Annotated in this window: 4 protein-coding genes (1 of these 4 cut by a window edge); all 4 read right to left on the bottom strand. The window is 76.4% G+C overall.

Features of this window, described 5'->3' with window-relative positions; all coding sequences use genetic code 11:
* Tightly spaced (each overlapping or abutting the next), the 4 genes in view from ACZ58X_RS11905 to ACZ58X_RS11890 form a layout consistent with a single transcriptional unit that may run on beyond the window.
* Window positions 1-4,641, bottom strand: partial view of a beta-ketoacyl synthase N-terminal-like domain-containing protein gene (locus ACZ58X_RS11905; protein WP_470333530.1) — the 5' portion only. It extends 1,617 nt beyond the left edge of the window; only the first 4,641 of its 6,258 coding nucleotides appear in the window; the start codon lies at window positions 4,639-4,641; its stop codon lies off the left edge, out of view.
* Complete coding sequence (locus ACZ58X_RS11900; protein WP_470333529.1) at window positions 4,638-13,823, bottom strand: SDR family NAD(P)-dependent oxidoreductase; 9,186 nt, start codon at window positions 13,821-13,823, stop codon at window positions 4,638-4,640. Before ACZ58X_RS11900 ends, ACZ58X_RS11905 begins: the two co-directional genes overlap by 4 nt.
* Window positions 13,820-23,077, bottom strand: coding sequence for an amino acid adenylation domain-containing protein (locus ACZ58X_RS11895; RefSeq protein WP_470333528.1), 9,258 nt, complete (start codon window positions 23,075-23,077; stop codon window positions 13,820-13,822). Before ACZ58X_RS11895 ends, ACZ58X_RS11900 begins: the two co-directional genes overlap by 4 nt.
* A complete protein-coding gene (locus tag ACZ58X_RS11890; protein ID WP_470333527.1) occupies window positions 23,074-24,276 on the bottom strand; it encodes an aromatic ring-hydroxylating oxygenase subunit alpha in 1,203 nt (400 codons plus the stop codon). The genes ACZ58X_RS11895 and ACZ58X_RS11890 overlap by 4 nt, the downstream gene beginning before the upstream one ends.

Below are 24,276 nucleotides of genomic sequence, written 5' to 3'. Positions count from 1 at the left end.
GGCGGCCGGCTCCAGGTGGCCGACGTTGGACTTCACCGAGCCGAGCGCGCAGAACTGCGCGCGGTCGGTGTGCTCGCGCCAGGCCCGGGTCAGCCCGTCCACCTCGATCGGGTCGCCCAGCCGGGTGCCCGTGCCGTGCGCCTCGACCAGGTCGATGGTCTCCGGGGAGACGTCGGCGTCCCGCAGCGCCGCGGCGACGACGTCGCGCTGGGCGGCCGGGCTGGGCGCCGAGTAGCGGGTGGTGCGGCCGCCGTGGTTGACCGCCGTGCCCCGGACCAGGCCGCGCACCCGGTCGCCGTCCCGCTCGGCGTCGGCGTGGCGGCGCAGCACCACGGCGACGGCGCCCTCGCCGGGCACGAAACCGTCGGCGCCGTCGTCGAAGGAGCGGCAGCGGTGCCGGGGCGACAGAGCCATCAGCTCACCCATGGAGCGGAAGTACTCGGGGCTGATGCCGGCGTGCACGGCGCCGATCACCGCCGTGTCGACCTCCCCGGAGCGCAGGTGCTGCACGGCGGTGTGCAGGGCGACCAGGGAGGAGGAGCAGAGCGTGTTGACCAGGGTGCTGGGGCCGTGCCAGTCCATCAGGTAGGAGAGCCGGTTGGCGATCATCGCCTCCAGGCCGAGCCCGCGCCCGTCGGCGACGCCGTGGCGCACCCGCTCCTCGTGGTAGTGGTCGTGGCTGTAGGCGATCCACAGCCCGGTGGTGGCGCCCTCGGCCCGGGCGCCGGAGCGGCCGCCGTCCTCCAGGGCCTCCCAGATCGTCTCGTAGACGATCCGGGCCTGGGGGTCGATCAGCGGCGCCTCCCGGGGCGAGATCCGGAACGGCGCGGGGTCGAAGCCGTCCACCCGGTCGAGGAACGAGGCCTCGGGGACCGGGGCACCCGGGTGGCGACGGCCCTCGGGCAGCGGGCGGACGGTGTCGCGGCCCTCGCGCAGCAGCTCGGCGAACTCGGCTTGACCGGCGGCGGTGGGCAGCCGGACGGCCGCGCCGACGACGGCGATGTCGCGCGGGCGGGGGGTGGGCGCCGTGGCGGCGCGGGAGGGTTCGGGGCGGGCGGGCGCGGGGCGGGGGCGGCGCTGTTCGGCGGCCCGCGGCGCGGGGTCCACCGGACGAGCCGGGGCGGCTGGAGTGCCGGTGGCGGCGGGGCCCGTCGGGGCGGGCAGCGTCGCGGCCAGTTCCGTGGCCTCCTCGGCCAGGAAGGCGGCGAAGCGGCGCGGGGTCGGGTACTCGAAGAACACCGTCGGGTAGAGCGCGAGGCCGTGCTCCCGGGAGATCCGCTCGCTCAGCGACACCAGGCCGACGGAGTCGGATCCGGCGGACAGGAACTCGGTGTCGGCATCGGCGTCGGCCGTCCCGGTCAGCTCCAGGAACCAGGCGAGGATCCGCGCGGCCGGGTCCGCCGTACCGGCGACGGCGGGGGCCGGGGCAGCCGGCTGCGGTACGGCCACCGGCTCGGGCCCGGGTGCCGGCGGGGGCTCGACCGCCGGCGGGGGCTCGGGTGCCGACACGGTGTCAGACGTCGGGCCGGCCTCGGGCGCCGCTGCGTCCGGGCGCCCGCCCGGCTCCGGGTGCTCGTCGAAGGCCGCCGTGGGGACGCGCTTGGAGGAGATGTCCGCCAGCACCAGCAGCGGCCGGCCCGCCGCGTCGGTGACCGTCTGGGTGACCCGGCAGGCCTCGTCGTTCCAGAAGGCGGTCTCGGTGCGGACGTACGCCGCCTCCGCCAGCGGGCCGTGGACGTCCAGCCGGCCGACCGACAGCGGGATGAAGGCCGTGGCCTCGGCGGCGCCGAACACCGGGTTGTCGGGCGCGATCGCGGCGATCGTCACGCTGTCGAGCAGCCCGGGGTACAGCTCGACCCCGCCCGGGTTCAGTTCCCGCTGCCGCTCGCCCTCGATCCGGGCCAGCGTGCCGCCGCCGGGCAGGCCGGCCACCCAGGAGATGTTCCGGTAGTAGCGGCCGTGGTGGTAGCCGATCCGGCGCAGCCAGCGGTACAGCCGCGAGCCGGCGTGCAGCTCGGCCGAGCAGGTGTCCAGGAGCGCCGCGATCGGGAGGGTGGCGGGCTGCGGCGCCCGGTGCGCGAGGTAGCGGCCGGTGACGAACGGCTCGCCGTGCTCGCCGTCCTGGACGGTGAAGCGGCCCTCGCCGTCCACCCGGCACACCACCCGGCGGGCGGCGGTCGGGATCAGCGGGCGGTGGAAGAGCACGTCGCCGAGCCCGTGGAAGGCCTCGCCGCGCACGGCCGCGCCCTCGCGCAGGAAGTCGAACCAGGCCACGCCCGGCAGCATCGTGCGCCGGTAGACCGCGTGCTGGGCGATCGGGGCCTCGCCGGGGCCGAAGACCCGGGAGAAGGTGTAGCCGGCGGCGCCCTCGTCGGAGTCCAGCGCGGTGGGTGTGCCGGGCTCGGCGGAGCGCAGCGGTTCGCGCAGGTCCAGGGCCGGGCCGGTGGACTGGGCCGCGGGCAGCGGGCGCTTGCGCCAGGCGTGCCCGCCCTGGAAGGCCGTCCAGTCGATCTCCCGGCCCGCCGCGAAGAGTTCGGCCACGGTCGCGGCGAGCGTCCCGGCCACCTCCTGGTCGCTCCGGGCCCGGTCGAGCCGGGCGCAGAGCTCCGCCGCGTCCGCGTCGGGGTCGGCCGCCGCTTCGGCCTCGGCCTCCTGCCGCAGGACGTCGGCCAGCGCCTGTTCCAGCGGCGCACTCCCCCAGGCGAACTCCCGGACGGCCTCCCAGCCCGGCGGCAGGTCCACCGCTTCGGCGGGCAGGCCGAGACCGCGCAGCGCCACCGCGAGCGCGACGCCCTCGCTGATCCTGAGCAACTCGCCCGAGAACGAGGCCAGTTCGGTGCCGGTCGCGGCCTCGAACAGGTCGAGCACATCCCGCACGGCGGGCAGCGTCCGGTCCAGGGCCGCCAGCCAGGCGGGCGGGGTCGGCGCCGCCACCGGGCGGAGCCGGACGGTCGCCCGGGGCTCCGGCGCGCGGCCGAGCAGCCAGGTCCGCAGGGCGGTGGCCAGTTCGGCGGCGTCGGCGCCCGTGACGGCGGTGCGCACGGCGCGGTGCGGCCGGGCCAGTCGCGCCGTGGCGCAGGCGTCCGCCGTGGCGCGGGCGTCCGCCGGGTCCGCTCCGTCGGCCGTCAGGAGGCCGAGCCACTGCGCCGCGAGCTCGCGCAGCGCGTACGGGGTGCCGGCGGACAGTGGCAGGACGTGGACGGCCCGTCCCGGAGCCGGGGGGTGAGGCTCCGGGACGGAGTCGGGGACGGCCTCGGCGACCACGTGGGCGTTGGTGCCGCCGAAACCGAAGCCGCTCACCGCGGCCCGGCGCACCGGCGCCTCGGGCCAGGGGGCGGCGGCGGTGGGCAGGTGGAACGGGCCGGTGGCCAGGCCCAGGCGCGGGTTGGGGGCCGGCACGCCCGCCGCCGGGATGACGCCCTCGCGCAGCAGGACGAGGACCTTGGCGAGCGCGGCGAGGCCCGAGGCCGAGTGGAGGTGGCCGATGCGGCGCTTGAGCGAGCCCAGGGCCACCGAGTTGCGCGGCACGCCGTGTCGGCCGAAGACCTCGGTGAGGGCCCGGGTCTCGATCGGGTCCCCGATGGCGGTGCCCGTGCCGTGCGCCTCGACGTACTGGACGGTGGCCGGGTCGACGCTCCGGTAGACCCGGTCCAGCAGCTCCACCTGGGCGTCCAGGTTGGGCGTGGTGACGCCCATGGTGGCGCCGTCGTTGTTCACCGCGCTCGCGCTGATCGCGCCGAGCACGTGGTCGCGGTCGGCCAGGGCGGCCGCCATCGGCTTGAGGACGAGCGCGACGGCGCCCTCCCCCGGGACGTAGCCGTTGGCCCGGCCGTCGAAGGTGTGGCAGAGGCCGTCCGGGGACAGCGCCCCGGTGCGGGAGAGCAGCACGAAGGTCAGCGGGTCGATCAGCAGGTCGACGCCGCCGACGACGGCCAGGTCGCAGGCTTCGGCGGTCAGGCTCTGGCAGGCGAGCCAGAGCGCCGTCAGCGAGGAGGAGCAGGCGGTGTCGACGACCAGGCTCGGGCCCGCGAGGTCGAGGCGGTCGGAGAGCCAGGCCGCCAGGAAGTTCTGCGACCGCCCCCACAGCGCCGCCGGGCGGGGGGCCTCGGGGAGCCGGGCGGCCAGGCCGCGGCCGTGGTCGAAGCCGTAGGAGTTCATCCGCGCGCCGATGAACACGCCCGCGTTCAGCCTCCGCCGCCCGGCGCCGAGCTGGCCGGAGTCCTCCAGGGCCCGGGCACCGACCTCCAGCATGGTGCGCTGCTGCGGGTCCAGGTGGAGCGCGTCCTCGGCGCTGAGGCCGAAGGCGGCGTGGTCGAAGGAGTACGGGTCGAGCAGGAACGCCCCGCGGTGGTGGGAGCCCTGGTGGGGGCCGTCGCCGAGGTAGAGCTCGCGGCGCCAGCGGCCGGGCGGGACCTCGCCGACCTCGGTGCCGTCCTGGTGCAGGAAGTGCGCCAGGTCGACGGCGTCCTCGGCGCCGGGGAGGCGTACCGCGAGGCCGATGACGGCGATGCGGCGGTCCGGGCGGTCCACGCTGGTCCTTTCGTCGGCGGGTCGGTCGGTGGTTCGGTCGGTGGTTCGGTCGGTGGTTCGGTCGGTGGTTCGGTCGGTGGGGCCGCCGGTGCGGCGGGCGATGAAGGTCACGGCGCCACCGGCCCCGGTCCGGCGCCGACCAGGGGGCGCAGCAGGGCCCGCAGCGCGGTGCTGCGGCCGTCGGCGTCCGGGGCGGGGCCCGGGCGGTCCGGTCCCGGTTGGGCGGGCACGGTCACCGCGAGCGCGGCGGCGAGGTCGTCGGCCGTGCGGGTGCGCATCAGCAGCGACGGGTCGACGGTGCGTCCGGTGTGCCGTTCCAGGGCGGTGGCCAGTTCGGCGATCGCGAGGGAGTCGAGCCCGAGGCCGGGCAGCGCCCGCTCGCCGGGGTCCTCACCGAGGACCTGGACGAACGCCGCGCGGACGGCCTCGCGGGCTGCCGCGCGGTCCCGGCCGGTCGCCGCTGCGGGCACGACGGCGGGGACGGCTGCGGGGACGGTTGCGGAGACGGCGGCGGGGATGACGACGCGGATCGGTGCCGGTGCCTGTGCCTCTCCCTCTGCCGGTACGGGCTGCTCGGCGGTGGTACGCCCGGGGAAGACCACGGCGCCACCGGTCAGTGCGTGGTCGAGGAAGGCGGCCTCCGCCTCCTCGGCGTCGATGGCGTGGGCGGCGGCGAAGGAGGCGTCCGCGGCCATGCCGACCCCCGTCCAGTCCGGCCAGGCATGGGCCGTGACGACGGTGCCGGTGGCGCCGTTCTCCCGTTCGGCCAGGGCCAGTTGGTAGGCGTTGGCGAGGGCGTAGTCGACCAGTCCGCGCCCGGCCCGGGCCTGGGCGCCGGCGATCGAGGACACCAGGACGGCGAAGTCCGCGCCGCGCTGCTGAGCCAGTCGGACGGCGTTCAGCGAGCCGGCGACCTTCGGGGCCAGCACCCGGGCGGCATCGCCCCAGGGGCGGCGGTGCATCGCGCCGAACGGGTTGACGCCCCCGGCTCCGTGCACCACACCGCGCAACCGGCCCCAACGGGCGCCCAGTTCGTCGGCGACGGCCGCGAGCGCCGAGGCGTCGGCCGTGTCGCACGGCAGGTACGCCAGCTCCGCCGGGCCCGCCAGCTCGCGCAGCGCGGCGGAGCGCCCGGGGTCGAGCGGGGACCGGCCGACGATGCCGATGCGGCGGGCGCCGCGCTCGACCAGCCGGGCGACCAGGCGTCGGCCGACCGCGCCGAGCCCGCCGGTGACCAGCAGGTAACCGTCCCCGGACAGGGAGCAGTTGGGACCGGGCGCCGCGTCGGCGGGCTGCGGGGCGTAGCGGACGCCGCCGCGGTAGGCGACAGCGGTCACAGCGCCGTCCTCACCGTCCTGGCCCTCCGGGCCGTGGCCCAGGACCGCGTACTCGGCGGCGAGCTGCCGGGCCCACGCCTCGGCCGGATCGGCCGCGTCCAGGTGGACGACCGTGCCGGACCTACGGCTCTCGGCGCAGGCGGCGGCCACCGCCGCCGCCTCGGCGGACCGTACCGGGCGCAGCGCGGCGTGCTCCCCCGGGTGCACGGCGGCGCTGTGCCGGCCGGCCCACAGGATGCGGCCGTGCGGCGGCAACTCCCTGATCTGGTCGCCGAGTTCCTTCCAGAACGGGCCCAGCTCCTCGCCGTCGCCACCGTCGGCGTCGTCCGAGGCATCGATCATGAGGACGGTGTCGGCGGCCCGGCCGGGCAGGGCCAGGCGGGCGCCGTGGGCGCGGAGTTCGGCCTCGACCAGCTGCCCGAGCTCCCGCCCGGCACCGACCAGCCGGACGGTCCCGGGGACCGCCGTCGGGGCGGCCGGCTCCTGGGAATGCCATGCGGTGCGCAGGGCCCGGGTGCCGCCGGGCCGGGGGGCTCCGCCGGGCTCGGGGGCTCCGCCGGTCCGGTCGTCGCCGGTGCGGGTCCGCCAGTAGGTGTCCGGGGCGAACGGGTAGGTCGGCAGGTCGGCGGTGCGGGCGCCGGGGGTGCCGAGCGCGGCCCAGTCGAGGTCGGTGTGCCCGGCCCTGGCCCGCTCGGCGGCGGTGCGGTGGTCCGGGGTGGGCACGTCGTCGGCCGGTTCCCGGTCGGCGCGGGCGACGGACACCCGGCCGGTGGCGACGGCGCGCAGGGCGGTGGCCAGTTCGGCGGCGTCGTGGCCGTGGACGGCCGTCTGCCAGTCCTGTGGGGAGCGGCCGGTGTTGGCCGTGCGGCACAGGTCGGCGGTCTCCCACGGGTCGCGGACCGCCTCGAAGCGGGCGGCATAGGCGGCGGCCAGGGTGCGGACGGTGTTCTCGTCGGCCGCCGTCACCCGGACCAGGTGGCTGCCGTGCGGCAGCGGCGGGCGGACGGGGAGGGCGGGCGGCTCCTCGACGATGACGTGGGCGTTGACCCCACCCATCCCGAAGGAGCTCACCGCCGCCCGGCGGGCCTGCTCCCCGCGCGGCCAGGGGCGGGCGCGGTCGGCCAGGTAGAACGGCGAACTCTCGAACCGCACATGGTCGTTGGGGCGGCGCAGGTGCAGCGAGGGCGGGATCGTACCGTGCTCCATCGCGAGCAGGACCTTGACCAGGCCGGCCAGACCGGCGGCCGGCTCCAGGTGCCCGATGTTGGACTTCACCGAGCCGAGCGCGCAGAACTGCGCGCGGTCGGTGTGCTCGCGCCAGGCCCGGGTCAGCCCGTCCACCTCGATCGGGTCGCCCAGCCGGGTGCCCGTGCCGTGCGCCTCGACCAGACCGATCGACTCGGGGGACACTCCGGCCTCGCGCAGTGCCGAGGCCACCACGTCCTCCTGTCCCGAACTGCTCGGCACCGTCAGGCCGCTGGTGCGGCCGCCGTGGTTGACGGCACTGCCGCGGATGACGCCCCGGATCCGGTCGCCGTCGCGCACCGCCGCCGTCAGCGGTTTCAGCACCACCGACACCACGCCCTCGCCCGGCACGAAGCCGTCGGCGGTCGCATCGAAGGCCCGCACCAGGCCGGTCGGCGAGAGTGCGCGCAGATTGCTCATCGCGGTGTAGTGCAGCGGCGACAGCCCGACCCGCACCCCGGCGACGACGGCCTGCCCGCACTCGCCCGCCCGCAGCGAGCGCGCGGCGGTGTGCAGGGCGACCAGCGAGGAGGAGCACAAGGTGTCGATCGTCATGCTCGGACCACGCAGATCGAGGAAGTGGCTCAACCGGTTGGCCAGGAAGGCGTTGTGGTTGCCCAGGCCGCTGTGGGCGTCCAGCTCCGGCGCGAGGTTGTACTCGCGGTAGTGCTGGTAGCTGGCGCCCACGAACACGCCGGTGTCGCGGTCGAGGCCGCGCGGCGGCAGACCGGCCGACTCCAGCGCCTCCCAGGTCGTCCGCAGCAGCCAGCGGACCTGGGGGTCCAGGACCTCGGCCTGCTTGGGGAAGAAGTCGAAGAACCGGGCGTCGAACTCCTCCACGTTGTCGAGGAATCCGCCGACGTCGCCGGTCCGCACGGCCGCGGAGCCGTTCCAGCGGTGGGCGGGAGCCGGGCCGAGGGCACTGCCCGCGTCGGCGAGCAGCGACCAGAGCGCGTCCTCGTCGCGGGCGCCGGGCAGCGCGAGCGCGAAGCCGATCACCGCGATGTCCGTCGACTCGGGCTCCACGACGACCGGTACGTTCGCCGGTTCAGCGGCGACGTTGTCGGCGTTGTCGGCGTTGTCGGCGTTGTCGGCGTTGTCGGCGTCGGTGGCGTCGGTGGCGTCGGTGGCGTCGGTGGCGTTGTCGGCGTCGGTGGCGACCGGCAGGGCGGGGAACTGTCCGGCCAGGTGGGCCGCCAGGGAGCGGCAGTCGGGGTGCTCCAGCACCTCGCCGGGGCTCAGCCGCAGCCCGTGGGCCGCCGCCAGGTCCGCCGCGACGGCCGTCGCCAGCAGGGAGTCGAGCCCGACGGTGGAGAGCGGGGTGGTCGGGGTGATCGCCGGATCGCGGAAGGCGTCCCGGACGATCCCGAGGACGGCGGCCTCGACGGCCGCGCCGTGCCCGTCCGGTACGGTCGGGACCGGCGCTCCGGACCCGGCCACGGCGGTCCCCTCCGCAGCGGACCCGACCGCAGCGGGCTCGGCCGACGCACCCCGCCCCTGCGCCGTCCGGTACTCGATGCCGGTGAGCCGGGCCAGCGCGGCGCCGTCGGCGGCGAGCAGCGTCGCGTCGCCCCGGCGGACCCGGTCCGTCCCGGTGTCCTCGGTCTCCAGCAGCACGTAGGCGGTCCGGGCGGGGTCGCCCCACTGCTCGACCTGCCGGACGGACTCCGGCAGGTACGTCTCCGTCGCGGCGGACGGGTCGGCCAGGGTGAGGACGGCCATGCACTGCAGGGCCGCGTCCAGTGCGACCACCGTCCGCTCCAGCGGCCCGCCCTCCGGCAGGTCGACGCGGGCGAGCACGCGGTCCGCTCCGTAGCGCACCTCGCCCAGCGAGCGCAGCGGCGCGTCGAGGTCCATGCCCTTCGCCGCGAACCAGGCGTACAGGCCGTCCGGTTCGAGGGTGCGGCCGAGGCGGGTGCGCAGGGCGTCGAGGTCCGCCGCGCGGGGGGTGCGGGCGGGTGCGGCGTCCGGGCCGGCCGGCTCGATCCGGGCGATGGTCCGCCCGCCGTGGCGGAAGGTGGCGGCGCCGGTGCGGGCCGGGTCGTCCAGGTCGCTGCTGAGCGGGCCCTCACCGGTGCCCCGGCCGAGGAAGGCCACCCGGTGCAGGAGGTCGGCCCGGTGCAGGGCGAGCGCCAGCGGCAGCGCGCCGGGCACGGTCGGCTCACCGAAGACGCGGTGGGCGCGGGTCAGTCGGCGGGCGGTCTCGGCGGGGGCCCGGAAGGGGTAGGGCGGCAGGTCGGTGCGCCGGGCGGGCGCGCCCTGGTGGACGGCGCGCCAGTCGACGGTTCCACCGGCGACGTGGTGCAGGGCCAGCGCGGTGCTCAGCCGCTGCTCGGGCAGGTAAAGCCGGGCCCGGAGGCGGTCGGCGCTCATGGTGGTGAACCGCGCGACCAGGTCGAGGAAGGCCTCGTCGGGGACGGTCGCGGCGCCGTCCAGGGGGGCGTCGCCGCGCAGGACCGGCCGCTGCCCGTCGCGCAGGTGGCGGGCGAGCCCGGCGGCCAACTCCCCGGCGGTGGAACCGAGGACGGCGATCCGGTGGCGCCGGTGGTCGCGTCCCACGGCGGCCGAGCGGCAGAGCGCGGCGAGGTCGGTCGGGGTGTCGTCGCGCAGCAGGCGGAGCACGTCCGCGGCCCGGTGGGCCAGCGCCTCGGGGGTGTGTCCGGACAGCACGAGCAGGTGCTCGCCGAGTGCCTCGGGCGCCCCGGCCGGGGCGGCGGTCCGGTCGGCGGGCTCCGGCAGGTACTCCTCCACCACGAGGTGGGCGTTGGTGCCGCCCATGCCGAAGGCGCTGATCCCGGCTCGGCGCGGCCCCTCCGCGGACCACTCCACCGGCCCGGTCGGGATGACGAACGTCCCGTCGGCCAGGTCGAGTTGGGCGCTCGGGGTGTCGAAGCCGGCCAGCGGCGGGATCTCCCGGTGCCGCAGGCAGAGCAGCACCTTGAGCAGGGCGGCCAGTCCGGCGGCCGGCTCCAGGTGGCCGATGTTGGCCTTGACGGAGCCGAGGTGGCAGGGGGCCCGGCGGGCCGGGTCGGCGCCGAACACGGCTGCCAGCGCGGCGGTCTCGATCGGATCACCCAGCTGGGTGGCGGTGCCGTGCGCCTCGATCAGGGTGATGTCCGCCGGGGCCGCTCCGGCGTCCGCCAGGGCGGCCCGGATGACGTCCGTCTGGGCCTCGCTGCGCGGCACCGGCAGGGCGCCGGCCCGGCCGCCGTGGTTGACGGCCGCGCCACGGATGACACCCAGGACGCGGTCGCCGTCCCGCTCGGCGTCGGTCAGCGGCTTGAGCATGACGGCCACCGCGCCCTCGCCCGGGACGAAGCCGTCGGCCCGGGCGTCGAACGGGCGGGGCAGGCCCTCGGACAGCGCGCCCAGCTGGCTGAGGCTGCGGTAGTACCACGGGGTCAGCCCGACGTGGCAGGCCGCGACGATCGCGGCGCCGCAGTGGCCGGCGCGCAGGGCGGCGACCGCCTGTTGGACGGCGACGAGGGCGGAGGAGCAGAGCGTGTCGACGGTCTGCGAGGGGCCCCGCAGGTCCAGGGCGTAGGAGATCCGGTTGGCCAGCAGGGCGTTCATGGAGCCGAGCGCGCTGTAGGGGCCGACGCTCTCCAGGCCCTGGGCGTCGCGGTGGTGGGTGTAGGTGGCGCCGACGAACACCCCGATGTCGCGGCGGTCGGCGAGTCCGCTCTCGTCGCGCACCGCCCAGGCGTGCTCCAGCAGCAGCTTCTGCTGGACGTCCAGCTCCTCGGCCTCGCGGACGGAGATGCCGAAGAAGGCCGGGTCGAAGCGGTCGATGTCGGTGAGGAAGGCTCCGGTGCGGCAGTAGGTGCCGGTCTGGCGCGGGGCGCGCGGGCCGAAGTGGGCGTCGATGTCCCAGCGGTCGGCCGGGATCTCGGTGAAGGCGTGGCCGCCGGCGCGCAGCAGGGCCCACAGGCCGTCCTGGTCGGCGGCGCCGGGCAGGTCGCCGGAGGCGGCGACCACGGCGATGTCCCCGGGGCGGGCGGCAAATCGGTCGGCGGTACGGGCGGTGGCCGGAGGCTCCGCCGCTTCCGGGACGGGAGCGGCGGCCGGAGCCGGTACGGGCTCCGGTACGGGGTCCGGTACGGCCGTCGGCGCGGGCAGCGCTTCGGCCGCCCCGTACCGCTCGGTCAGCGCCTGCGCCAGCTCGGCGAAGCCGCCGTACTCCAGGAACAGGGTGGCGGGCAGGTGGATCCCCCACCGGCGGGACAGCTCCTCCGACAGTTCGACGCTCGTGATGGAGCTCATCCCGTAGTCCGACAGCGGCGCGTCGCGGTCGAGGCGGTCCAGGCCGAGGCGCTCCGTCAGGAAGCCCTCCAGGGCCTGTTCGACGCGCTCGGGGCCGGCGCCTCCGGCGTGCAGCGCGTCGGGCGCGCGCACCTCGTCGGCGGGTTCGGCACCCGGCGGCCGCGCGCCCGGGGGCTCGTCCTCGGGGAGGACCACCGAGGCGTCGGGGTGGGCGATGACGACCTGCCGGGTGTCCTCGCCCAGCACCGCCAGCAGGGCGTCCAGGGCCTCGGTGGTGCCCAGCGGCCGGACGCCGCGCCGGCGCAGCTGGTCGGCGACGGCGGTGCCCATGCCGACCTCGCCCCACAGGCCCCAGTCGACGCTCAGCCAGGGCCGGCCGTGCGCGTGGGCGAAGGCGTCCAGGTAGGCGTTGGCGGCGGCGTACCCGGCCTGGCCGAGGTTGCCGAAGGTCCCGGAGACCGAGGCGAACAGCACGGCGAAGTCGAGGTCCGTCCCGGTGAGGGCGGCGGCGAGCTCGTGGACGCCGTCCACCTTGGGCCGCAGCACCGCGGCGAGGTCGGCGGGCGTGGCGGAGCGGATCAGGCCGTCCTTGAGGGTGCCGGCGGCGTGCACCACGCCGTGCAGTTCGCCGAACTCGGCGCGGATCCGGTCGACGACGGCACCGAGTTCACCCGGGGCGGTGATGTCGGCCGCGTACGAGACGACCGTGCAGCCCGGGAGGTCGGCCGCTCCGGCCACTCCGGCCACTCCGGCCACTCCGTCCACTCCGGCGCCGCCGGAGCGGCTGACCAGCGCGACCAGGCCGGCGCCCTCCCGGGCGAGGCGGGCGGCCAGCTCGCGGCCCAGCCCGCCGTGCCCGCCCAGCAGGAGGTAGCGGCCGCCGGGCCGGACGGCCCGCACGCCCGGCCGGGCCGGGCGGGTGCGCACCCGCACCGGTTCGTGGCGCACGCCGCGCCGGTAGGCGACCTCGGTGGGGCCGTCGCCGAGCTCGCCCGCCAGCGCGTCGGCGGAGGCTCCGTCCAGGTCGATCAGGCGCGGGCGCAGTCCCGGGTACTCGATCGCGGCGGTGCGCACCAGGCCCCAGAGCGCGGCGCGGGCGGGCACCGGGACGTCGCCGTCCACGACCGGCTGGCCGGAGGCGGTCACCGCGAAGAAGCGGGCGCTCCGCTGCCGTTCGCCGAGGGTCCTGAGCGCGGCGAGGCAGCCGTGCAGGCCCTGGTCGAGTTCGGCCTGCCGCTCGCGCGCGGGCCCGGTGTTCCACAGGTGGACGACCCCGGTCACCGGCTGGCCCACCGACTCCCACAGCCGGCGGAAGGACTCCTCGTCGGCGGCGGGCAGGAGGACGCGGTCGGGTCCGCCGGCGGCCGGGTCCATACCGAGGACGGCCTCCACCACGCGGGCGCCCTCCGCCCGCAGTCGGCGGGCGGTGCGCTCGGCAGGCCCGTCGGCGGTAGGGCCGTCGGCAGTAGGGCCGTCGGCGGCGCCGTGGTGCAGCAGCACCCAGGTGCCCTCGGCCGGTTCGCGGACCGGGCCGGGTGTCTCGCGCCAGCGGATCCGGGAGAGCGGGTGGGCGGGGCCCGCCACCTGCCCAGTGGTGCGGCGCATCCGCAGGCCGGTGAACTCGACGACGACCTCGCCGGCGGGGCCGAGCAGCAGGGCGTCCGCCGTCGCGTAGGCGCCCTCGTCGCCGGTGCGGCGCACCAGCACGGTGGCGCCGCCCGTCCGTCCGGACAGTTCGGCGTGCACGGTGATCCGGGCGATGCCGATCGGCAGCACGGGCCGCGGGCCGTCGGCGAGGTCCTGGAGTGCGCAGGCGGCGGCCTGGAAGACGCCGTCCACCAGCAGCGGGTGGGCGTGCCAGGGCAGCGGTTCGGCGTCGGTGGCCAGCACGGCGCGGGCCGTGCCGTCCCCGACGGCCAGCTCGCGGACGGTGCGGAAGTCGGGCCCGTAGGCGAGGCCCTCGCGGGCCCAGCCCCGGTACAGCTCGGCCGGGTCGACCGTGCGGGGCGCGCCGACCTGCCAGGCCGTCGGGGCGGGGCTCCCGGCGCCGAGCAGGCGCCCGGTGCCGGTAGACAGGGCCTTGCGCTCGCCCGCCAGGACGGTGCTCAGCTCGAAGCCGGTCCGGTCGGGCCCGGTGCGCAGCACGTCGAGCCGCACGGCGGCCGACGCGCCCTCGGCGAGGGTGAGCGGGCGCAGGAAGGCCACGTCGGTGAGCTCGGACGGGGCGAAGGGGCGCAGCCCGGCGATGCCCGCCAGGGCCATCTCCAGTTGCACGGCCGCCGGCAGCAGGCCGAGGCCGTCGGCGCGGTGCTGGGCGATGAGGCGCTCGCGCCCGGTGAAGGTCTTCTCGTAGGTCTCACGCGTCCCGTGGATGTCGTTCGTCCCGTGGGTCCCGTGGAGGTCGTTCGTCCCGTGGGTCTCGTGGGAGTCGGCTCGATGCGTCGTCACTGGCCCTCGTTCCCGTTCTCGTAACGGCGGTCGAACAGCGGGTGGCCGACGGCGCTCGCCGCGAGGCGGCGAGCGGGGGGCGCGGTCAGCTCCTGCCGGTGGAAGGGGTAGCCGGGGATGGTGGTGGTGCGGCCGTCCCGGCCGGCGTGCAGGGCGCTCCAGTCCAGGTCGGCGCCGGTGCGGTTGTGGTGGGTGGTCAGGGCCGCGTGCAGCTGGGCCTGGTCGTCGCGGTCGCGGTGGAGGGTCGGGATCCAGGCGGGGTGCGGCTCGGCGAGGACGGTGCGGGCCAACGGCAGCAGCTGGGGGTGCGGGCCGACCTCCCAGACGGTGTCCGGGGTGCTCTCGCCGAGCACGGCCAGTGCCTGGGCGAAGCGCACGGGCTCGCGGATCGCCGCCGCCCAGTGTTCGGGGTCGGTGGCGGTGGTGTCGGTGTGCGGGCGGCCGGTGAGGGTGGAGGCGAACAGGAGGGCCGGTGCCCGGAGCGGCGTCCGCGCGACGGCCTCCGCGAACGGCCGGACGGCCGGCTCCATCGCGGCGGAGTGGAAGGCGTGGCCGACGGCGAGCCGCTGGGTGCGGTGCGGGGTCCGCTCGCAGAACCGTGCGACGGCCTCGGCCGGGCCGGTGACGGTGTGCACGCGCGGCGCGTTGTAGGCCGCGATCTCGACGCCGGGGTGGTGCCGCAGCGCCTCGACGAGCGTGTCGGCGTCGGTGTGGACGACGGCCATCGCCCCGCCCGCACCGTGGCACTCCTGCATGAGGGCGCCGCGCAGGGCGGTCAGCCGCAGCAGGTCGGGCAGGTCGAGCACGCCGGCGGCCCAGCCCGCGGTGAGTTCGCCGAGGCTGTGGCCCGCGACGGCGTCGGGGTGCACGCCCGCCCCGGCGAGCAGGCGGACCAGGGCGACCTGGACGCTGACGATGGCGGGCTGCGCGTAGCGGGTCTCGTCCAGCAGGTGCCGGGCGTCGCCGTGCAGCAGGTCCGGCAGCGGGACGTCGAGGTGCGGGCGCAGCAGGTCGGCGCACTCGTGCAGCGCGTCGCGGAAGGCCGGTTCGGTGGCGAGCAGGCCGCTCGCCATGGACCGGTACTGGGAGCCCTGGCCGGTGAACAGGAAGGCCGTGGCGGGCCGGCCGGTGGGCCGGACCGCCGGGGTGCGGCCGTCGGCGACCTCGGTGAGGCGCTCGGCCAGTTCGCGGGCGGTGCTGCCGTGCACGGCGACCCGCCAGCGGTGGGCGGCCCGGCCGGTGTTGGCGGTGTAGGCGATGTCGCCGAGTTCCTCGGCCGTCGCGGAGCCCAGCCGGTCGGCGTAGGCGGCGGCCAGGGTGCGGACGGCGTCCTGGTCGGCGGCGGTCACCCGGATCAGGTGGCTGCGCTGGGCTCCCTGGCTGCGGGCCGGGACGGCGGGCGGTTCCTCCACGATGACGTGGGCGTTGACGCCGCCCATGCCGAAGGCGCTCACCGCCGCCCGGCGCACCCGCCCGCCGCCGCGCGGCCAGTCGAGGGCTCGGTCGGCCAGGTAGAACGGCGAACCCTCGAAGCGGACGTGGTCGTTGGGGCGGCGCAGGTGCAGCGAGGGCGGGATCGTGCCGTGTTCCATCGCGAGCAGGACCTTGACCAGTCCGGCCAGTCCGGCGGCCGGCTCCAGGTGCCCGATGTTGGACTTCACCGAGCCGAGCGCGCAGAACTGCGCGCGGTCGGTGGAGCGCCGCCAGGCCCGGGTGAGGCCCTCGACCTCGATCGGGTCGCCCAGGCCGGTCCCGGTGCCGTGGGCCTCCATCAGGTCGATCGTGTCCGGGGACACGCCCGCGTCCCGCAGCGCCGCCAGCACCACGTCCTCCTGGGCGCCGCTGCTCGGCACCGTCAGGCCGCTGGTGCGGCCGCCGTGGTTGACGGCAGTGCCGCGGATGACGCCCCGGATCCGGTCGCCGTCGCGCAGCGCCGCCGTCAGCGGTTTCAGCACGACCGACACGACGCCCTCGCCCGGCACGAAGCCGTCGGCGGCCGCGTCGAACGGCCGGATCGCGTCCGAGGGCGAGAACGACCTCAGCCGGGAGCCCAGTTGGAAGTACTGCGGCGACATGCCCAGGTGTACGCCGGCGACGATGGCCTGCTCGCACTCGCCCGCGCGCAGCGAGCGCACGGCGGTGTGCAGGGCGACCAGCGAGGAGGAGCACAGGGTGTCGATCGTCATGCTCGGACCGCGCAGGTCCAGGAAGTGGCTCAACCGGTTGGCCAGGATCGCGTTGTGGTTGCCCAGCCCGGCGGCCGTCTCGACGACCTCGCCGACGACCATGTCCCGGTAGTGCTGGTAGCTGGCCCCCACGAACACGCCGGTGGAGGTCTGTTCCCGGCCGGCCGTGCCGGCGTCCTCCAGGGCGCGCCAGGCCGACTGGATCAGGTGGCGCTGCTGGGGGTCGATCCACTGCGCCTCGGCGGGCGAGAGCCGGAAGAACCCCGCGTCGAAGTCGGTCAGGCCGTCGACGAAGCCGGCCCGCCGCAGGTACACGGTGCCGGGCTCGCCCCCGGTGCCGTAGTACGCGTCGATGTCCCAGCGGGAGGCGGGCACTTCGCGCAGGCAGTCCTCGCCTTCGGCCAGGACCCGCCAGAGCTCGGCGGGGTTGGCGGCGTTCGGGAAGACGCCGTCGACGCCGATGACGGCGATGGCGTGGCGGTCGTCGTCGCGGGGGCCGTCGTCCGGGTGGTCGTCGCGGGGAGCCGCGGAAGCCGCCGGGGCGTCGGTGGCCTGAGCGGCCCCGGTGCGCTCCGGCCGGGCCGCGACCGCCTGGGGCGCCGCCGACTCGGCCGGGCCGTCGGTGACGCCGTACTCGTCGCGCAGCGCGGCGGACAGCCGGTCGACGGTGCCGACCTCCAGCAGCAGCGTGATCGGGATGTCCACGTCCAGCCGGGCCCGGATGTCCTGGGCCAGCGAGACGGCCAGGACCGAGTCGAGTCCCAGTTCCTGGAGCGGCCGGTCGCCTTCGAGGGCGTCGGCGTCCAGTTCCAGGGCGGACGCCACCCACTGGGCCAGCGTGGCCCGGAGGGTGCCGCCGGTCCGCCGGGGCGACGGCGGCGGTGCGGTGGGCCGGGTGCCGCCGGTGCTCGCGGGCGCGGGTGTGCCGTGGGCGGTCGCCCGCCGCGGGTCGGGCTCGGGCGCCGGCCCCGGCGGGGTCGGCGAGATCCGCTTCCAGGTGATCCCGTGGGCCTCCAGCACGGCCTCGTCGCCGTCCAGGACCACCAGGCTCGCGGTGAGCAGCCCGGCGTCGGGGCCGGTCTCCCGGTCGCGCCGGGCGTGCACCCGGGCGGTGGCGGGCAGCGGGCCGCGGACGGTGAGCCGCTCGACGGCGAACGGGACGTACAGTCCGCGCGCGCCGCAGGCGGCGAGCGCGACCTGGAAGGCGCCGTCGAGCAGTCGGGCGTCCAGTGGGCCGTACGGCCGGTCGTCGGCGCGGAGGGTGCCGACGGCCTGTCCGGGGCCGGTGGACAGCGCGGTGACGGTGCGGTAGCCGGGGCCGTAGTGCAGCCCGGCCTGTTCGTGGGCCCGGTACATCGCGTCGAGGTCCACGGGTGCCAGGCCGTGGGCGGCGGGCGGGGCGAACGGGGACGGCGCCTCGGCGGCGGTCACCTCGCCGTCGCAGACCAGTGCTCCGGCGGCGTTGCGGAACCGGACGGAGGGTCCGTCCTGCTCGGCCGTGAGGGTGTCGGCGCCCTCGACGGGCATCCGGAAGGTCAGGTCGCGCAGGGTGAAGCCGTCCCGGCCGAGGAGTTCGGCGACCCGGGCGGGGTAGGCGGCGCCGGGCAGGGTCGGCCGCCCGAGCACGAGGTGTTCGGCGGCCTCGGGCTGCCCCTCCCAGCTGCGGACGGACGGGCCGGCCGGCTCAGGTGCGGGCGCAGGCGCGGGCGCGGCGGCGGGGACCGCTGCCGCCACGGGGGCGGCGGAGGTGGCCGGTGCCGATGCCGGTGCCGGTGCCGACCACAGGAAGCGCTCCTCGTGCGGTGCGGTCGGGAACCGCACGCCGGCCCGGCCCGGTCCACTGGACAGGTCCACGCCGGTGACGAACTGCCGTGCCGCATCGTTGAGTTGTGCCCTGGACGCACCGGGGGCGAGCGGCTCCCGGCCGGCCCTGGCGGTGCCGGAGACCACGCCCGTGTGCAGCGAGCGCGAGGTGCCCGCACCGGCCAGGAACAGCCTGAGCTTGTCGTCGAGCTGCTCCACGCCGTTCACCACGCAGGCGAGTCGGTGCGCCTGGGCCGGGCGGCGCAGGGCGGCCTCGCTGAGGGCGGCGAGCGGCGGGCAGTGCGGGGAGTCCAGCATCAGGACGAGCCGCTCGGCGAGGGTGCGCAGCGCCGCCTCCGAGCCGGCCGACAGGACGACCAGCCGGGGCCCGCCGTCGGTCGGCGGTACCGGGCTGGCGTCCGGCGCGGCCTCCAGCACGACGTGCGCGTTCACGCCGCCGAAGCCGAAGCTGCTGACGCCCGCCGCCTTCGGCCCGTCCCACGGCAGCGCCCGGTCGGCGACCACCAGCGGCGAGCCGGCGAAGTCGAACGCCCGGTTCGGGGTGCGGTAGTTGAGCGAGGGCGGGATGGTCGCCGCCTGGAGGGCGAGGACGGTCTTGATCAGGCCGGCGATGCCCGCGGCGGGCTCCAGGTGGCCGAGGTTGGTCTTCACCGATCCGATCGGGAGCGGCCTGGCGGCCTCCCGGCCCCGGCCGAGGACGGCGTGCAGGGCCTCCAGCTCGATCAGGTCGCCCAGCGGGGTGCCGGTGCCGTGCGCCTCGATGTAGCCGATGTCGTCGGCGGTGCGGCCGGCGGTGGCGAGGGCCTTGCGCAGCACCGCTTCCTGGGCGGGCTTGCTGGGCGCGGTGAGGAATCCGGCGCTGCCGCCGGTGTGGTTGACGGCGGTGCCGCGGATCACCGCGAGCACCGGGTCCCCGTCGCGCTCGGCGTCGGCGAGCCGCTTGAGGACGACGACGCCGCAGCCCTCGCCCCGTACGTAGCCGTCCGCCGCCTCGTCGAAGGTGCGGCACCGCCCCTGCGGGGACAGCATGCCGGTGCGTGCGTAGGAGCGGGACTTGTCCGGGGTGAGCACCAGGTTGGCCGCGCCGACCACGGCGGCGTCCACGTCGCCCGCGCGCAGGTGCATGGCGGCCTGGTGCAGGGCGACCAGGGAGGAGGAGCAGGCGGTGTCCACCACGATGCTCGGCCCCGACCAGTCGAAGACGTGCGACAGCCGGTTGGCGATCATCGACATGGCGGTGCCGGTGGCCGCGTGCGGGTCGGCGTGGCCGGTGCTGCGGGCGACCAGCTCGGGGAAGTCGCTGGCGATCGTGCCGACGAAGACGCCGGTGTCCGCGCCGAGCGAGGTGTGGTCGTGGCCGCAGCTCTCCAGCGCCTCGGCCGTGACGCTGAGCAGCAGGCGCTGGAGCGGGTCCATCCGCCGGGCCTCACGGTCGCTGAGACCGAAGCGCGCGGGGTCGAAGGACTCGACGCCGTCGAGCCAGCCGGTCGGCACGTCGTCGGTGTCGGACCACAGCTCGGCCCAGCCGCGCCGCCCGGCCGGGGCCGGGCCGACGCCCGAGACGCCGTCCATCAGGTTGCGCCAGAACTCGTCCGGGGTGGCGGCGCCGGGGAACCGGCAGGCCATCCCGACGACGGCCAGCGCGCCGTCCTCGACCGGGCGCGCAGCGGGCTGCGGCCGTACGGGCTGCGCGGCGGCGGGCGCCGGGGCGGGCGCGGCCGGCTCCTCGGCGGTGACCGGAGCCGGAGCCGGGACCGGGACCAGGGCCGGAGCGGCCTCGACCTCGACCACCGAGGCGGGTACGGGCACGCTCGGCGCCGGCTCCCCCTCCCCCGCGCCCAGCAGACGGGCCAGCTTGGCCGGCGTGCCGGTCGCGAAGACATCGGCCGCGCTGATCCGCACGCCCAGCGCCGTGCTCAACTGCGCGGCGGCCACCGTGACGCTGGCCGAGTCGCCGCCGAGGTCGAAGAAGTTGTCGTCCGCGGTGAACTCGGTGTGCCCGAGCGTGGCGGCGAAGACCCGGGCGATCCCGGCGGTGCGGTCCTGCACCGCCGGGCGCGGCAGGGCCGCCCCGTCGGCCGCGCGGACGATGTTGTCCCGCTTCGGCTCGGGCAGCCGGGTGCGCGCGACCTTGCCGTTGTCGGTGAGCGGGAGGGCGTCGATGCGCACGTAGGCGTCGGGGACCATGTAGTCCGGCAGCGCGGCGCGCACGAAGGCGTCCAGCCGGGACTTGGTGGCCGTCGCTCCGCCGACCAGGTAGGCCGTCAGGCGCGGTTCGCCGCGCCCCTCGAAGCGGGCGGCGCCGACGACGGCCGCGGTGATGCCGTCGAAGCGCTCCAGCACCCGCTCGATCTCGGCCGGTTCGATCCGGTTGCCCCGCACCTTCACCTGGGCGTCGGCCCGGCCCAGCCACTCGACGGCGCCGTCCGGGTGCAGCCGCACCTCGTCGCCGGTGCGGTACAGCCGTACGCCGCTGGTGGGGTGGACGACGAAGGCGTCCGCCGTGAGGTCGGGGCGGTGGGCGTAGCCGCGGGCGAGTCCGGCGCCGGAGAGGTACAGGGCGCCGGTGCCGTCGGCCGGGACGGGCTCCAGGCGCTCGTCCAGGACGTGGAGTCGGAGGTTCGGCAGGGGTTCGCCGAGCGGCAGCAGGGCGTCGGTGTCGGTGATCCGGTGGCAGGACACCCAGATGGTGGCCTCGGTCGGGCCGTAGAGGTTCCAGAGCTCCCGGGCGGAGGCGTGCAGCTGCCGGGCGACGCTCGCCGGCAGCGCCTCGCCGCCGGACAGGACGGTGAGCGAGGCGGGCGGGGTCCAGCCGGTCTCCAGCAGCAGGCGCCACAGGCTCGGGGTCGCCTGGGCGACGGTCACCTCGCCGGTCAGTTCGGCCAGTCGCTGCGGGTCGCGCGCAATCTCGCGGGAGGCGAGGACGACGGTGGCGCCGAGCGTCAGCGGCAGCAGCAGTTCCAGCAGGGAGATGTCGAAGGCGACCGTGGTGTGCGCGAGCACCCGGGCGTCGGCCGGTACGGCCAGGCGGGCGCCGATGCCGGTGAGGAAGTTGGCCAGGGCGCCGTGTTCGACCTCGACGCCCTTGGGCTCGCCGGTGGATCCGCTGGTGAACAGCACGTACGCGAGGTCGCGGCCGCCGACCGGGGCCGGCACGGCCATCGCGGCGCCGTCCGCCTCCGGTACCCGCAGCGCGGTGCCGAGCGACTGGCCGAGGGCGTGGGTGCGGTCGTCGGTGAGGACGAGGTCGCACCGGGCGACCTCGGCGTAGCGGCGCAGCCGGTCGGCCGGGTAGCCCGGGTCCAGCGGCAGGAAGGCGGCGCCGGCCCGCAGGACGCCGAGCAGGGCGGGCAGCAGGTGGGGGCCGCGTTCGGTCAGGATGCCGACCACCGAGCCGGGTTCGATGCCGTGGTCGTGGAGGCGGGCGGCGATGGCGTCCGCCCAGGCGTCGAGGTGGGCGTAGTCGAGGGTGCGGTCGCCGCAGCGCACGGCGACGGCGCGGGGCCGTGCGGCGACGGCGGCGGCCACCAGGTCGAGGACGGTCGGGCCCTCGGCGGCGACCGGCGCGGCCCCGGTCGCCGGGGTGGCCCCGGTGTCCGTGATCGCCGGGGCGGCGTCCCCGGTGCTCCCGCTCGCCGCGGGCGTCGCGTCCTCGCCGTGGAACAGCGCGGCCAGGAAGAGGTCCTCGACCCGCTCGGTGAAGGCCGACGCCTCCTCGGCGTCCATGGCCGTCTCCCGGACGAACACGGTGGGCGGGCCGTCCTGCACGCACAGCAGCGCGACCTCGGTGTGCGGTTCGGCGGAGGCTTCCTCGCCCGCGCCGCGCTCCAGGACCATCACCCGGGTGAAGGTCGGCTCCTGTGCTCCCAGCGGGCGCCCTGCCAGGCCGAGCCGGGCCTCCAGGTCGGCGGTGTAGCCGCCCTTCCCGGCGGCCCGGTCGAACTTGCGGCGCAGTGTCGCGGCGGTGTCCTCGGCGTCGAAGCGGACGGGGTGGCGGGCGGTGACGAGTCCGTGGGTGCGCTCGGCGAGGTCCCGTGCGGCGGACGGCGACCAGGCGAAGTCGAAACCGCCGGGGGCGTCCTGGTCGGCCGGGGTGTCCGTGCGCTCGGCGACCGCGCGCAGGAAGGCGCGGACGACCTCGGCGGTGTCCTCGGGCGAGGCGGGGGTGAACGCCAGCTCGTAGCGGCCGTAGTGGGCCGTGGCGGCGGTGAAGTCCCCGGCGGGCAGCCGGGCCGGGCGCAGGTCCGTCAGGCGGGCGCGCCACCAGGGCTCGTGGGGTCGCAGCTGCTGCTGGGCGGTGGCGAGGGCAGCGAGCAGCTCCTGCGGGGCGGGCGGCACCGGGGCGCCCTCGACGATGCCGAGGCACTGGGCGGCGGCCTGCCCGCTGAGGGCGGTGCCGTCGACGGCGGTGAAGTCGCTGAGCACGAGGTCGGCGTCCGGTCCGGCCAGGGTCAGGGCGGAGGTGGTCACGGAGAGCGCGGTGGTGCCGGTGCGGGCGTCGCCGCGGGGAATCGAGCGGACCTGCCGGGTGAACACGGCGCCCTGCCCGGTGACGTACACGGGCAGCCCGAGCGGGTTGGGGAAGGAGCCGTAGTCGAGGGCCTTGGCGGTGCGGACGGCTTCGGCGGCGGTGGTGCCGGCGTGGATGACGCCGCCGTCGGCCATCCGGGCGGAGCGGCGGTAGAAGCGGCGTTCGCGGCCGGCCGTGTCGACCGGTTCGGGCAGGGTGCCGGCCACCAGGTGCGGGACGAGTTCGCGGAACAGCTCGATGCCGGTCTCGGCCGTCTCGTAGGTCAGCGACAGCGCGGTGGAGTGCTCGCGGATCGGGAACCAGCGCTCCAGCAGCACGTCACCGGCGTCGACGGTCTCCGTCATCCGGTGCCAGGTGGCGGCGTGGCGGGTGGCGCCCTCGTACAGCGCCCAGGCCGGGACGTGGCTGCCGGCGTAGCGGGGCAGCGGGCCGTCGTGGAAGTTGACGGCGGCGATCCTGGGCAGCGCGAGCACGTCCGCGGGCAGGATCCGGAAGTTGACGGTGCTGAGCAGGTAGTCGAACGGCTGTCGGGAGAGCAGCGTCCGGAGGTCGCCGCGCGGGTCGAGCAGCGGTATCCGGTGCTCGGCGGCCCAGGCTGCCGCAGCCGGGTCGTCGCTGAGGACGCCCTCGATGTGCACGCCCGCGTCGAGGAGTTGGGCGGCGCACTGGGTGAGGACCCGGGTACCGCCGATGAGGTAGCAGTTCGTCGTCATGCGCGGGCCTCGCCGGCCGGGGAGGTGTCGGAGCTGACGGGGTGAGTTGTCGGGTCCATCTCAGCTGTCTGTTCCACGACCCAGGCGTCGATCTGGGAGACCACCTCCTCGTCGAGGGAGAGCTGCCCGGGGGCCCAGTGCGGGTTCGCCAGGCCCCGGTGGGTGCGCTCGCACATCGTCCAGTCCTCGTAGTTGGCCTTGTCCCACAGGGCGAAGACGGCCTCGTGGGAGAAGTCCTCCTTGGCGGTCTCCGAGGGGTGGAAGAGCCAGAAGTGCCGGACCAGGCAGGTGCCGGGGCTCTCCGGCCAGACCCACTGCATCATCACGTAGTCGGCGGTGAAGCCGAACAGCAGGTTGGGCAGGATGGTGATCCAGTTGATCCGCTGCCGGTCGGCCTCGGGCACCAGCGGCATCGGCTCGCGGCGGCTGCGGCCGGTCATGGAGACGGAGTTGAAGCCGCCGCGGATCGACTGCCAGGCGCCGACGATGTCGCCCTCGAGGGAGTAGGTGCCCGCGTCGTCGAAGTCGGTGATGCGGTGCAGGTCCTTGTGGGCGGTCGGGAAGTGCAGGCTCTCGTTGACGTTGTGCGCGACGAGCTTCCAGTTGGAGGCGACCGGGTAGTCCTTGGCCTCCATGCACTCCAGTTCGGCCAGGTGGTAGACGCGGGCGAACTCGCCGAACTCACCGAGGGATTCGTCCAGGTCCGGGGCGTCGTCGGCGAAGGCGATGAAGACGACGCCGTGCCGGATCTCGGTGCGGATCGGCAGCAGCCCGTTCTTCTCCTTCGCGAAGAAGTGGTCGAGGTAGGTGCCGTTGAGGCTCTTGAGCGCGCCGTTGCGGTCGTACACCCAGCAGTGGTAGAGGCAGACCAGGCTCTGCCGCTTGCCGGCGGCCTCCTCGACCAGCTTGTAGCCGCGGTGGCGGCAGTAGTTGTGGTAGGCCTGGATGCCGTCGTCGCCGTGCAGCAGCAGGACGGATCCGGTACCGATGTTCAGGGTGCTGAACGCGCCCTTCTCCTTGAGCCGGGAGACGTGGTCCACGGGCAGCCAGCGGCGGCCGTAGATCCGCTCCATCTCCCTGCGGTGCTGCGCCTCGCCGGTGTAGAACTCGTGCGACCGGCCGATCCCGCCGGTCTCGAAGTACGGTCTCTGCTCGGGCTGTTCGCTGATGAGGTCGAACATGCTGGCGGCGTTGGTCAT

This window comes from Kitasatospora sp. NPDC040550 (assembly GCF_055594965.1).
This window is presented reverse-complemented; position numbering and strand designations above follow the sequence as displayed.

What these genes read in the sequence shown, in the direction of transcription:
- ACZ58X_RS11895 (WP_470333528.1), bottom strand. Translation starts at nt 23,077, where the DNA reads ATGACGACGAACTGCTACCTCATCGGCGGTACCCGGGTCCTCACCCAG.
- ACZ58X_RS11890 (WP_470333527.1), bottom strand. Translation starts at nt 24,276, where the DNA reads ATGACCAACGCCGCCAGCATGTTCGACCTCATCAGCGAACAGCCCGAG.